This window comes from Ruminococcoides bili (assembly GCF_040093295.1).
GTDB classification, from domain to species: Bacteria; Bacillota; Clostridia; order Oscillospirales; family Acutalibacteraceae; genus Ruminococcoides; species Ruminococcoides intestinale_A.
The window spans coordinates 1-12,441 of the sequence record NZ_JBBNJY010000006.1; the positions used below are offsets into that span (position 1 = coordinate 1).

The 12,441-nt window shown below is 40.4% G+C and carries 14 protein-coding genes; 12 read left to right on the forward strand and 2 right to left on the reverse strand.

Annotation, left to right across the window (positions count from 1 at the left end; genetic code table 11):
* A partial coding sequence (locus tag AAAY30_RS03060; RefSeq protein ID WP_499222343.1) for a hypothetical protein occupies nt 1-223 on the forward strand: 223 nt, incomplete at its 5' end.
* A gap of 56 nt (nt 224-279) precedes the next feature.
* A complete protein-coding gene (locus AAAY30_RS03065; protein ID WP_337565979.1) occupies nt 280-1,035 on the forward strand; it encodes a carboxymuconolactone decarboxylase family protein in 756 nt (251 codons plus the stop codon).
* A 131-nt stretch (nt 1,036-1,166) separates the two neighbouring features.
* Here AAAY30_RS03065 and AAAY30_RS03070 read toward each other — a convergent pair whose 3' ends face one another.
* Together AAAY30_RS03070 and AAAY30_RS03075 are read right to left on the reverse strand one after the other, a co-directional pair.
* Nucleotides 1,167-1,616, reverse strand: coding sequence for a nucleoside deaminase (locus AAAY30_RS03070; RefSeq protein ID WP_249376802.1), 450 nt, complete (start codon nt 1,614-1,616; stop codon nt 1,167-1,169).
* Nucleotides 1,613-2,686 carry a CPBP family intramembrane glutamic endopeptidase gene (locus AAAY30_RS03075; RefSeq protein ID WP_499215623.1) on the reverse strand — a complete coding sequence of 358 codons (1,074 nt, stop codon included), beginning with the start codon at nt 2,684-2,686 and terminating at the stop codon, nt 1,613-1,615. Before AAAY30_RS03075 ends, AAAY30_RS03070 begins: the two co-directional genes overlap by 4 nt.
* Before the next feature lie 276 nt (nt 2,687-2,962).
* Here AAAY30_RS03075 and infC point away from each other — a divergent pair, with 276 nt between their 5' ends.
* The 10 genes from infC to AAAY30_RS03125 are packed head-to-tail and all read left to right on the forward strand — an operon-like array spanning nt 2,963 to nt 12,439.
* On the forward strand, nt 2,963-3,481 hold the full coding sequence (gene infC / locus AAAY30_RS03080; protein WP_295025939.1) for a translation initiation factor IF-3: 519 nt from the start codon (nt 2,963-2,965) through the stop codon (nt 3,479-3,481).
* Nucleotides 3,482-3,505: 24 nt separating this feature from the next.
* Nucleotides 3,506-3,703, forward strand: a complete 198-nt coding sequence (rpmI, locus tag AAAY30_RS03085; protein ID WP_022234890.1) for a 50S ribosomal protein L35 — start codon at nt 3,506-3,508, stop codon at nt 3,701-3,703.
* Nucleotides 3,704-3,754: 51 nt separating this feature from the next.
* The gene (rplT, locus tag AAAY30_RS03090) at nt 3,755-4,105 is read left to right on the forward strand and encodes a 50S ribosomal protein L20 (RefSeq protein ID WP_022234891.1); all 351 of its coding nucleotides are present in this window, start codon (nt 3,755-3,757) and stop codon (nt 4,103-4,105) included.
* 60 nt (nt 4,106-4,165) lie between these two features.
* Complete coding sequence (locus AAAY30_RS03095; protein ID WP_022234892.1) at nt 4,166-4,948, forward strand: TrmH family RNA methyltransferase; 783 nt, start codon at nt 4,166-4,168, stop codon at nt 4,946-4,948.
* Nucleotides 4,945-6,294 carry a DNA-processing protein DprA gene (dprA, locus tag AAAY30_RS03100; RefSeq protein WP_295025905.1) on the forward strand — a complete coding sequence of 450 codons (1,350 nt, stop codon included), beginning with the start codon at nt 4,945-4,947 and terminating at the stop codon, nt 6,292-6,294. The genes AAAY30_RS03095 and dprA overlap by 4 nt, the downstream gene beginning before the upstream one ends.
* Nucleotides 6,295-6,307: 13 nt before the next feature.
* On the forward strand, nt 6,308-8,401 hold the full coding sequence (topA, locus tag AAAY30_RS03105; RefSeq protein WP_022234894.1) for a type I DNA topoisomerase: 2,094 nt from the start codon (nt 6,308-6,310) through the stop codon (nt 8,399-8,401).
* A gap of 31 nt (nt 8,402-8,432) precedes the next feature.
* On the forward strand, nt 8,433-9,761 hold the full coding sequence (gene trmFO, locus AAAY30_RS03110; protein WP_295025906.1) for a methylenetetrahydrofolate--tRNA-(uracil(54)-C(5))-methyltransferase (FADH(2)-oxidizing) TrmFO: 1,329 nt from the start codon (nt 8,433-8,435) through the stop codon (nt 9,759-9,761).
* Nucleotides 9,762-9,763: 2 nt separating this feature from the next.
* Nucleotides 9,764-10,759, forward strand: coding sequence for a phosphate acyltransferase PlsX (gene plsX, locus AAAY30_RS03115; RefSeq protein WP_022234896.1), 996 nt, complete (start codon nt 9,764-9,766; stop codon nt 10,757-10,759).
* A 5-nt stretch (nt 10,760-10,764) separates the two neighbouring features.
* Nucleotides 10,765-11,442 carry a ribonuclease III gene (gene rnc, locus AAAY30_RS03120; RefSeq protein WP_186934809.1) on the forward strand — a complete coding sequence of 226 codons (678 nt, stop codon included), beginning with the start codon at nt 10,765-10,767 and terminating at the stop codon, nt 11,440-11,442.
* A gap of 10 nt (nt 11,443-11,452) precedes the next feature.
* Nucleotides 11,453-12,439, forward strand: a complete 987-nt coding sequence (locus AAAY30_RS03125; RefSeq protein WP_499215624.1) for an elongator complex protein 3 — start codon at nt 11,453-11,455, stop codon at nt 12,437-12,439.
* The last annotated feature ends 2 nt before the right edge of the window (nt 12,440-12,441 follow it).

The window sequence follows — 12,441 nt, forward strand, 5'->3', positions numbered from 1 at the left end:
ATCGGAAGATTTTTATGGGCGCTGCCCAAACCCGCAATTTTTGAAAAAATTGAGTAAACTTTTTTGCTTTTGGGAGGATAATTTAGCGTTAGCAAAATTTCAATCTCCGACCGACACTCCGCTAAACCATAATTTTCCAATATTAAAAAACAGAACCAAAAATTTTTATTTTTTTCTTGACTTAAAGTCAGCTTTAAGTATTATAATACTGATAAAGAAGTGATAATTTTATATCACTGTAAAATAATACTTTTTATTTTAAACTTGGAGGTATTGATTATGGCTGTAAAACAAACCGCAGGCAGAGATTCGCTCGGAGAATTTGCACCTAAATTTGCAGAACTTAATGACGATGTACTTTTTGGTGAAGTATGGTCAAGAGAAGATAAACTTTCACTTCGTGACCGCTCACTCGTAACAGTAACCGCACTTATGGCACAGGGACTTACCGACTCATCCTTTAAATATCACCTTATGTCAGCAAAAAAGAACGGTATTACAAAAACGGAAATTGCTGAAATTCTCACACACGCCGCATTCTATGCCGGCTGGCCAAAGGCTTGGGCAGCATTCAGAATGGCTACCGAAGTATGGGCTGATGATGCGGAAGATTTGAGCGAAAAGGAAAAATATCAGCAGTCAATTCTTTTCCCGATTGGCGCACCTAATGACGCATTTGCAAAATATTTTATCGGTCAGAGCTATCTTGCACCGTTGTCTACAGCACAGGTCGGTATTTATAATGTAACTTTCGAGCCGAAGTGCCGTAATAATTGGCATATTCATAATGCTGAAAATGGCGGCGGACAGATACTTGTTTGCGTAGGCGGCAGAGGATATTATCAGGAATGGGGCAAAGAGGCTGTTGAGTTAAACCCGGGTGATGTAATAAATATTCCTACAGGCATTAAGCATTGGCACGGTGCGGCGCCCGACAGTTGGTTCTCACACCTTGCAGTAGAAGTTCCGGGTACAAATACATCAAACGAATGGCTTGAACCTGTAAGTGATGAAGATTATTCTAAATTAAAATAATTATTATTGAATTCTGGTTTAGCAAACTGCTTTATAAAGTAATTAAAACCGTTTTACTAAGAATCTAAAAAACCGATAAGCTGAAAATCGCTTATCGGTTTTGCTTTTGTTATTATATTTTCCAAATAAAATTATCTTAACCGCTTGAAAAAACTTTTGAGAAGTTCGGCGCACTCTTCCTGCATAATACCGCCTTTATAATTCGGTTTGAAATTATACGGCATTTCAAAAAGATTTGTTATAGTGCCGCAAGAACCGTTTTTGAAATCGTAAGCACCGAAATACACATTCGGAATATGAGCGTTTATAATTGCGCCTGCGCACATCGGACAAGGCTCAAGGGTTACATATATATCGCAGTTCCAAAGCCGCCAACCGCCGAGCACCTTGCAGGCATTGTTAATTGCGTCGGTTTCTGCGTGTAAAAGTGCGTTCTTTTCTTTTTCTCGTCTGTTCCTGCCTGTAGCAACTATTTCGCCATTATGCACAATCACCGCACCGACAGGCACTTCGTCATCCTGAAAAGCCTCTCTTGCAAGCTCAAGCGCCTTTTCCATATACTTTATATTAAATTCACTCATAGCGCTACAGAAGCAATGATAGTTTCAAGAATTAAGATAACAACTATTGTAGCTGTACCTGCACTTGTAAAGAAACATTTTATCTTTTCTTTAAGCGAGAGAGAAACAACATTCGAGGTATCGCTTATGCTAAGGAAATTTTTATCCTTTTTCATTATATAAAGGAAAGCCAAAACGCCAAACACAAGCATTGCGGTAAATATTGAATAGTATATTATATAGAAAGAACGGGTGGTAACAATGTTCTGACTTTGCAAAATATCCATAATTACCGAGTAGAAGTTATTTATAAAGTGAATAATTATTGACGGAATAATTGAGTTTGCCTTGCAGTCAATATAAGCAAAAATAAGTCCGAGTATAAACGCAAACGGAATCTGAATAATATTTCCGTGCATTGCGCCGAACATAACGGCAGATACAATTATTGCAAATGAATTTCCGTATTTTCTAAGCGAACCCATTAAAATACCTCGAAAAGCAAATTCCTCGGCAAATGCAGGGGTAACGGCTATGGCAACAACATATAAAATATTTTCAAATACAGACCTTGATGACATATCCATATTCAGACTGTATTCAATGCCGATTAACGAAAAGTTGGAACTTACAAGGTCGGCGGCAACATTTGAAACCATTGAAACGCCCATACCCATAAGTACGAGGGCGATAAGCATAACGGGTTTTACGGATTTAACCGACAGGCAGTCTGAAATATGCGTTTTGCTTAGTTTTAAATATATCAGTCCGGTGATTGTCGCCGAGGCGGCAGCTGCGAAAATCTGCATATAATAAAAAACAGGGCCGGAAGTCAATTTACTCATTATATACTGCGTTAAAGTTTCGGTATCAAAATTAGAAATATCCGTATTCAGAATCGTAGACACGGTTAATAAAAATGTTATACCGACTACAATGATATTCATTGATAAAAAATAGGTAAGAATATAAAAGCCCAATCCGCTTGATTTTTTTTGCAAAGTCTTTAAATCGTGCGCTTTTTTGATTTCCTGCGGACTTTGCATATGATTTTGATAATAAGGATAGGGCTGATAATTTGCGTATTGCATTTTCATCACTCCAATGGTATAATTTTAGCATAGTAACACATATATTTCAAGAAATATTTTCCGATAATGAAAAAATAATGAAAAATCCCTTGACTTTTCAGGTAATCGGTTATATAATGTGTAAGTACAATAAAGCAAAGCAGAAATGCTTTCACCTGTGGGGTGTCGTCTGCACGGGTCAATACCTTAAACATAATAGTTTATTTGTATTGCAATGCGGACGGTGTATTTCTGTCCGCATTATTTTTTGAAAAGGTACTTTGGAGGTGCTTAACCATCAGCAAGAAAGATATTCAGATTAACGAGGAAATCCGTGATAAAGAGCTTAGAGTAATCAGCTCGGACGGAAAGCAGCTCGGTATTATGTCATCAAAGGAAGCTCTCGCACTTGCAGAACAAAAAAATCTTGACCTTGTTAAGATTGCTCCGCAGAGCGTTCCGCCTGTATGTAAAATTATGGACTACGGCAAATACCGTTTTGAGCAGGCTAAAAGGGAAAAGGAAGCAAGAAAAAATCAGCATGTTGTTGATATTAAGGAAGTTAGACTCTCTTTAAACATTGATACACACGACTTCAACACCAAACTTAACAACGCTATTAAGTTTATTAAGCACGGCGATAAAGTTAAGGTATCTATCCGTTTTAGAGGAAGAGAAATGGGACATCCTGAAATCGGTCTTGAAACTATGAACCGCTTTGCTGAAGCTTGTGCAGAGTTTGCCTCGGTAGAAAAGCCTGCAAAGCTTGAAGGTCGCAATATGCTTATGTTTCTTGCACCAAAGTCCAATAAGTAATCACAGCTAAGGAGGATATTTATTATGCCTAAAATTAAAACTCACAGTGGTGCTAAAAAGCGTTTTAAACTTTCTAAGAACGGTAATGTAATCCGTGCACACGCAAACAAGAGCCACATTCTTAACAAGAAAACAACAAAGCGTAAGAGAGGTTTACGCCAGACTGCTGTTACAGATAAGACAAATGTAGCTCAGATCAAGCGTTTAATTCCTTATAAATAATTTATCGCTTGTACTGCTTTTTATTTAAATAATAATCGGAGGTAATATATAATGGCACGTGTAAAGGGTGCGATGATGACTCGCAAAAGAAGAAAAAAGGTATTAAAGCTTGCCAAGGGCTACTGGGGTTCTAAATCAAGACATTTCAAAATGGCTAAACAGGCTGTTATGAAGTCCGGCAACTATGCATATATCGGCCGTAAGCAGAGAAAGAGAGATTTCCGTCGTCTTTGGATTACTCGTATTTCTGCAGCTTGCAAGGCAAACGGCACAAACTATTCAACATTTATGAATGGTCTTAAAAAGGCCGGCATTACATTGAACCGTAAGATGCTTTCAGAGATTGCTATTGCTGATCCTAAGGCTTTTACAGCTCTTGTTGAGCAGGCTAAAAACGCTTAATTTAAACTGTAATTGCGTTTGGGTAACACCAAACGCAATTGGCATTTTAGGAGAAAAAAGATGCTGTTTGTTACAAGCAAAGACAATTCTAATGTAAAAAAAGCCGTAAAACTCAAGTCAAGCGCAAAAGAACGCCGCAAGAGCGGTCTTTTTTTAGCGGAGGGGCTAAGAATCTGTATGGACGCAGTTTTCAGCGGTGCGGAAATTCAGACATTATTTGTAACCGAAAAAGCTATGCAAAAGCACGGTGAGGACTTTGCTTTACTTGAAGAAAAAGCAAAGAATGTAATCTGTGTAAATGAAAACATTTTTGCCCTTATGAGTGATACTCAATCGCCACAGGGCTTTCTTTCGGTTATAAAAACACTTGACAAAACCAATGAGTTTGATACAATAAAGGGTGACAGTAAATATTTGGCGCTTGATAATGTGCAGGATCCAAGCAATCTCGGCACTGTTTTGCGCTCGGCAGAGGCATTTAATGTCAGCGGAGTTATACTTTCCTGTGACTGTTGCGATATTTACAATCCAAAGGTTGTAAGAGGCAGTATGGGCGCTGTGTTCAGAATACCTTTTATAATCAAAAGTTCAATTAAGGATTTCCTTAACGAAAATCCGCAGATTAATTCGTATGCTGCCGTTGTAAACAGCGACGCTGTCAGTCTTACGGATGTAAAATTTCAAACTCCGTGCGCAATCGTTGTAGGCAACGAGGGCAACGGAATAAAAGCAGAAACAGAAAAAGCTTGCCAAAACAAAATCACCATACATATGGAGGGCAAGGCTGAATCACTCAACGCATCTGTGGCTGCTGCAATACTGATGTGGGAAATGATGAAATGATTTCTGAAAATGCTCGTTACTGGATATGGATTTCAAAAGCACTCGGTTATAACAATATAAAGGTAAAGAGAATTTTTAAACTTTACAATGACATTGCCGAGTTTGTTCACGGCGGAGAAAAAGAGTGGAAACACTGCGGTATCTTTACGCCGAACGAAATGCGAAAACTTAACAACACTAAGGTTTCGGTTGCGGATGAGATATTAAGCAAATGCAACGAACTGAAATATTCGGTAATTGCGATTGACGACGAGCATTACCCGCAAAAATTAATTAATATTGATACTCCGCCTGCCGTTCTTTATGTAAACGGACAACTTCCGGAGCTTGACAACCGCCTAAGCGTTTCAATTGTTGGCACAAGGCGGGCAACAAGATACGGTACGGATAATTCATACAAATTTGCATATGCTCTTGCTAAGTACAGCGTTGTTATTATAAGCGGAGGTGCGCTCGGTGTTGACTGTGCGTCGCACCGAGGAGCACTTTCTGCAAACGGAATTACCGTATGCGTGCTTGGCTGCGGTATCAACTATAAATATCTTACCGAAAACGAGGGTATGAGAAATGCAATTGCGCAAAACGGTGCGGTTATATCCGAATATCCGCCCGATGAACCGCCGCTAAGATATAATTTTCCCGCTCGCAACAGAATCATATCCGCTCTTTCGGACGGTCTTGTTGTAATGGAGGCGGGAATAAAAAGCGGTTCGCTGATTACCGCAAGAATGGCAATCGACCAGGGCAAAGAAGTTTTTGCTCTGCTCGGAAACAACAGTCCGCAGAACGAGGGCTCGAATACTCTTATAAAAAACGGGCTTGCCTGCCCTGTAACTGATTTTATGGATGTTTTGAGCGAGTTTAACTCAAACAGAGGGTTATATGTTGAGGACGAAAAACTTGATTTTGATAATATAAGCTTTACCGACCTTGAGGCAGTGCCTGTAAAAGGCAAAAAGGCTGTAAAATCAAAAAACAGCACAAATAAAAAAGATAAGGCAAAGCCTGAAAAGATTAATGCAAATGTATCTTCCGATAAAACATTAAAGCCCGAAAAGGCTGTAAAAGAAACTAAAAATGTCGCAAGCAAAAGCAGCAGCGTTTCCGCTGGTGTTAATAATAAAGAAAACGCAGATGGGCGGAAAAGTATTTCAGATTTGAAAGCATTGGGTTTGTCCGATGCAGCCGTAACAGTTTACGGTACTATCGGCAACAAGCCTGTTCATATAGATAAAATAGTAAGCGAACTCGGTATCCCTGTATTTAAAGTGCTTACGGCCCTTACTCAACTTGAAATGAAAGGTTTGGTAACGGCAATGCAGGGCAGAATGTATGTATTAAAATAAACGGAGGCAGTAAATGTCAGATTTAGTAATTGTTGAGTCACCTGCTAAGGCTAAAACAATCAAAAAATACCTCGGCGGAAATTACGAAGTAATTGCGTCTATGGGACATGTAAGAGATTTGCCTAAAGCCAGACTCAGCGTTGATATAAAGAAAAAATTTGCACCAAAATACGAAATCATCAAAGGTAAAGAAAAACTTGTAGAAGAACTTAAAGAGCTCGCAGAAAAAAGCGACAAGATTTACCTCGCAACCGACCCTGATAGAGAGGGAGAGGCAATTTCTTGGCACCTTGCGTATATTCTCGGCTTGCCGCTTGATGACAACAACAGAGTTGAATTTAACGAGATTACCAAAAACGGCGTAACAAACGGTATGGCTCATCCACGTTCTATAAATATCGACCTTGTAAACGCTCAACAGGCAAGGCGTATTCTCGACAGACTTGTAGGTTATAAGTTAAGTCCTTTCATTTCTCAAAAAATCAGAAGAGGACTATCAGCCGGCAGAGTACAGTCTGTTGCGGTAAGAATTATTGTTGACAGAGAAGAAGAAATCAGAAAATTCAAGCCCGAAGAATATTGGACTATTGACGCTAAGTTTATTCCTAAGGGCAGCAGAAAGTCGTTTTCGGCTTCTCTTTATTCCGATGCCAACGGCAAGATAAAAATAGAAAATCAAGAACAGGCAGAAAAGATTGAACAGGATCTTGCAGATGCCGAATATATGATTACAAAAGTAAAGCACGGCACAAGAAGAAAAACCCCCGCACCGCCTTTCATCACATCAACATTGCAGCAGGAGGCGTCAAGAAAACTCGGCTTCCAGTCAAGAAGAACAATGAAAGTTGCCCAGGAGCTGTACGAAGGTGTTGACATTGAGGGAATGGGTGCAACGGGTCTTATCACATATATGAGAACCGACTCTTTAAGAATTTCAGATGTGGCAAAGGAAGAGGCGGCACAGTATATTTTAAACAGATTCGGTGAAAAATTCCTGCCGGCAAAACCGAGAGTATTTAAAACCAAGAGCAATGCACAGGACGGACACGAGGCTATAAGACCTTCAATGCCGAGCCTTTCACCGGAAGATGTAAAGGCAAGCCTTACATCTGACCAGTTTAAGCTGTACAATCTTATTTGGAACAGATTTATGGCGTCACAGATGTCTGATTGTATTCAGAAAACCACGCAGGCTGAAATTTCGGCTAAAGAATACATTTTCAAGGCATCGGGATACTATGTTGACTTTGAGGGCTTTACAACCTTGTATGTAGAAAGCAAAGATACGGAAGAAGAAAAATCCACACAGCTCCCACCGCTTGAAAAAGATATGCCTGTAAAGTGCAAGGAGCTTAAAAAGAATCAGCACTTCACACAGCCGCCCGCAAGATACACCGAGGCATCGTTAATTAAGGCGCTTGAGGAATACGGTATCGGCAGACCGTCAACTTATGCGGCAACAATTACAACAATTACAAGCCGTGAGTATGTAAAGCGTGAGGCAAAAACTTTGTATCCGACAGAGCTCGGCGAGGTTATGACAAACCTTTTAAAAGAGCGCTTTCCGAAGATTGTAAACTATAAATTCACCGCACAAATGGAAGAAAAGCTTGACGAGGTTGAGCACGGTCAGGAAGAATGGGTGGAATTGCTTGACGAATTCTACTCCGATTTTGATAAAACTCTCAAGAAAGCCAAAGAAGAGATGGAGGGTGTGAAACTCCAGCTTAAAGAAGATCAGACAGACATTATCTGCGACAAATGCGGCAGACAGATGGTTGTTAAGGTTGGCAGATACGGCAAATTTATTGCCTGCCCGGGTTACCCCGAATGTAAGAATGTTCTTAAGTTTGTTGAAAAGACAGGCGTTAAATGCCCTAAATGCAACGGAGATGTTATTGTTAAGCACACAAAGAAAAAGCGTGTGTTCTACGGCTGTTCAAATTATCCGGAATGTGATTTTGTAAGCTGGAACGAACCCGTAAACGAAAGATGTCCGCAGTGCGGCGGCATACTCTTTAAGAAAAAGGGTAAAAAGCCGAAACTTTATTGTGCAACAGAGGGCTGCGGATTTGAAAAAGAATTCGTTGAGAAAGACGGAGAATAATTAATACGACTGAAAAGGAAAGGTGAACTTTTTGGAAAAAGGTTATATCAATGTAATAGGTGCGGGTCTTGCAGGCTGTGAAGCCGCTAAACAGATCTCATCTCACGGAATAAAGGTTCACCTTTATGAAATGAAACCGAAGAAAAAAACGCCTGCTCATCATTCCGATTTATTCGGCGAACTTGTGTGTTCAAATTCATTAAAGGCAATGCGAACAGAAAGCGCCGCAGGACTTTTAAAGGAAGAAATGCGCAGACTTGATTCTTTTCTTATGAAATGCACAGACAAATGCCAAGTGCCTGCCGGCGGTGCTCTTGCGGTTGACAGAGATATTTTTTCAAGACTTGTAACCGACGGAATAAGAGCCGATGAAAACATAACCGTTTTTGAAGAGGAAATCACAGAAATTCCCGATGATGCAATTACAATTATTGCTACGGGTCCGCTTACTTCGGACGCTCTTGCCGAAAAAATAATAGAGCGATTCGGTACTTCGCTTTCTTTCTTTGATGCCGCCGCTCCGATTGTGAGTGCCGAAAGCATTGATATGGATTATGCTTTCTATGCATCAAGATACGATAAAGGCAGTGGCGACGATTATATAAATTGCCCGATGAATAAAGAAGAGTACGAAACTTTTTATCAGGCACTTGTAACCGCCGAAAGAGCACCTTTGCACAGCTTTGATGTAAACAATCCTAAAGTGTACGAGGGCTGTATGCCTGTTGAAGTTATGGCACAGCGTGGTGAAAACACCTTGCGATTCGGACCGATGAAACCTGTCGGTCTTGTAAATCCAAAAACGGGACACAGACCGTGGGCTGTACTGCAGTTAAGGAAAGAAAATTGCGGGGGCACAATGTATAACCTCGTAGGATTTCAGACAAATCTAAAATTTGGTGAACAGAAAAGGGTATTTTCACTGATTCCTGCATTGCACAAAGCGGAATTTTACCGCTACGGAGTAATGCACAGGAACACATTTATTAATTCACCTAAACTGCTCAATGCCGACTTTTCTTTGAGAGAAAATGAAAACTTGTTCTTTGCAGGTCAGCTTACAGGTGTTGAGGGCTATATGGAATCGGCGGCTTCGGGAATACTTGCTGGCATAAACGCAGTGCGAAGATTAAACAGTCAAGAACCTGTGATTTTACCGACTGACACAATGCTCGGCGCTCTTGCGGGCTATATATCCGACAAATATGTGGAGAAATTCCAGCCTATGGGCGCAAATTTCGGTGTACTTCCTGCTCTCGAAAATCGTCCCCGTGACAAGCAGGAGCGAGGAAAAGCATATTCGGACAGAGCGCTTAAAAGCCTTGAGGCTTATCTTACACATATGAATTTAGAGGTGTAAAAATGAAAATTATAGTAGATGCCTTCGGCGGAGATAACGCACCGCTTGAAATAATCAAGGGTTGTGCGGAGGCTGTTGCGGAATTTGACGATTTATCAATTATTCTCACAGGCGACGAGGGTAAAATTCTTAAGGTTGCACATGACAATAATATATCTCTTGACAGAATAGAAATTCATCACTGCACAGAAGTTATTACTATGGACGACCATGCCGATGCGGTTCTTAAATCAAAGAAAGACAGCTCAATGGCTGTAGGATTTAATTTGCTTAAAAACGGCGAGGGTGACGCTTTTGTCTCCGCAGGCAACAGCGGTGCTCTTTGTATGGGTGCAACTCTTGCGGTTAAGAGAATTAAAGGAATTAAACGACCTGCATTCTCTCCCGTTATGCCGTCCGCAAACGGTTTCTTTATGCTTGTTGACGGCGGTGCAAATGTAGACTGTCGCCCCGAAATGCTTGTTCAGTTTGCTGTTATGGGCTCAATTTATATGAACAGAGTTATGAAGATTGATAACCCAAGGGTAGGCCTTGCAAATGTCGGCACCGAAGATCACAAGGGAACAGAGCTTTATCAAACTACATATCAGCTTTTGAAAGAAAGCAACTTAAACTTTGTCGGCAATGTTGAGGGCAGAGATATTCCGCAGGGAATTTGCGATGTTGTGGTATGCGACGGCTTTACAGGCAATCTTATTTTAAAAACCTATGAGGGTGTTGCAATGGTTGTTATGAACGAGATCAAGAGCTTGTTTACAGGCAGTCTTAAAGGCAAACTTTCGGCTTCGCTCGTGCTCGGCGATATAAAAAAACTTAAGAAAAAACTTGACCACAACACATACGGCGGTGCGCCTGTTTTGGGTGCATCAAAACCTGTGTTCAAGGCGCACGGCAGTGCAAAAGCCGTCACCGTTAAAAACGCAATCAGACTTTCAAGAGATTATGTGCTTGCTGATGCGATCGGTGAAATTTCAAAGGTTATTAATTCGGAGGACTGATTTAAGTGCAGGAACTTGAAAATAAAATCGGCTATAAATTTAAAGATATAAGTTTGCTCGAAGAGGCACTCACACATTCTTCTTATGCAAACGAACACAAATCAAAACATATCAAATATAACGAAAGACTTGAATTCTTAGGTGATGCGGTTCTTTCAATTGTAGTTTCTGACTACATTTTCAAAAACTGCCCCGAGCTTCCGGAGGGCGAGCTTACAAAACTAAGAGCCTCGCTGGTATGTGAAAAGAGCCTTTTCGTATTTGCAAAACAACTCGGACTGGGTAAGTATCTTATTTTGAGCAAAGGCGAGCGCCACAACGGCGGCGCAGAACGCCCGTCAATACTTTCGGATGCATTTGAGGCGCTGATTGCGGCTATTTATATTGACGGCGGAATCGAGCCTGCCTCTAAGCATATTCTTAACTTTGTAATCCCTGCGATTAAGGCATCAAAGAAAAGACCCGTAAACGATTACAAAACCACTTTGCAGGAGATTATTCAGAAAAATCCCGGGGAATTGCTCGAATATGTACTCGTTGACGAATCGGGCCCCGACCACAACAAGCACTTTGTCGTAGAGGTTCACCTTAACAGCAATGTTATAGGCAAAGGCGGCGGAAAAAGCAAAAAAGAGGCTGAACAGCAGGCGGCAAGAGAAGCACTGGAGTTGATGGGTTATTAAACATTCTAATGTGGCGCTTTTTATACCGCACAACGGATGCCCTCACAAATGCACTTTCTGTAATCAAAGAAACATTGTGGGGCAAGCGTATCAGCCAAATGCCGATGATGTGACAAATGCCGTAAAAATCGCCGTAGATTCTTTAAAAGAAAATACCAAAGAGGCTGAGATTGCATTTTTCGGCGGTAGTTTTACAGCAATTGACAGAGAATATATGCTCGAACTTTTAGATGCGACCAAGCCGTTTATCAACAGCTTTAAAGGTATTCGGTTATCTACCCGTCCCGACTGCATTGACGATGAAATTGTAAGTCTTTTGAAAAGCTATAAAGTAACTTCAATTGAACTCGGCGCTCAATCTATGGATGATGAAGTGCTTAAACTCAATGAAAGAGGACATACGGCGGATGATGTAAGAAATGCCTGCCGCATTATAAAAAATTACGACATATCACTCGGACTGCAGATGATGACGGGACTGTACGGTTCTGATTTTTATAAAGACATTTATACTGCCGATGAATTTATAAAGCTCAGACCGGATACTGTAAGGATATATCCGACTGTTATTATGCAGGATACCGAACTTGCAAATCTTTATAACAGTAAAAAGTTTATTCCTTACACACTTGAGCAATCGGTTGAACTTTGCTCAAAGCTCATTTTAAAATTTAAAAGCGAAAACATCCGTATTATAAGGCTCGGACTTCATTATTCCGAAAGTCTTGAAAATAACAGCCTCGGCAATAATTATCACCCTGCATTTAAAGAACTTTGCGAAAACAAAATCTTTTTTGATAAAATAACTAAACTGATTAAAAATTATCCCGACAAAGAGGTTGACTTTTTTGAGGCATATGTAAATCCTCATTCGGTTTCAAAACTTGCGGGACAGAATAAATCAAACATAATCAGACTTAACAATATGGGTTACAAGCTGAAAATCAAGACAGACCAAAGTCTTGAAGAATACGAAATCTACATAAAACAGAGGTAATA

What these genes read in the sequence shown, in the direction of transcription:
- rplT (WP_022234891.1), top strand. Translation starts at nt 3,755, where the DNA reads ATGGCACGTGTAAAGGGTGCGATGATGACTCGCAAAAGAAGAAAAAAG.
- AAAY30_RS03095 (WP_022234892.1), top strand. Translation starts at nt 4,166, where the DNA reads ATGCTGTTTGTTACAAGCAAAGACAATTCTAATGTAAAAAAAGCCGTA.
- topA (WP_022234894.1), top strand. Translation starts at nt 6,308, where the DNA reads ATGTCAGATTTAGTAATTGTTGAGTCACCTGCTAAGGCTAAAACAATC.
- AAAY30_RS03065 (WP_337565979.1), top strand. Translation starts at nt 280, where the DNA reads ATGGCTGTAAAACAAACCGCAGGCAGAGATTCGCTCGGAGAATTTGCA.
- dprA (WP_295025905.1), top strand. Translation starts at nt 4,945, where the DNA reads ATGATTTCTGAAAATGCTCGTTACTGGATATGGATTTCAAAAGCACTC.
- AAAY30_RS03070 (WP_249376802.1), bottom strand. Translation starts at nt 1,616, where the DNA reads ATGAGTGAATTTAATATAAAGTATATGGAAAAGGCGCTTGAGCTTGCA.
- plsX (WP_022234896.1), top strand. Translation starts at nt 9,764, where the DNA reads ATGAAAATTATAGTAGATGCCTTCGGCGGAGATAACGCACCGCTTGAA.
- AAAY30_RS03075 (WP_499215623.1), bottom strand. Translation starts at nt 2,686, where the DNA reads ATGCAATACGCAAATTATCAGCCCTATCCTTATTATCAAAATCATATG.
- rpmI (WP_022234890.1), top strand. Translation starts at nt 3,506, where the DNA reads ATGCCTAAAATTAAAACTCACAGTGGTGCTAAAAAGCGTTTTAAACTT.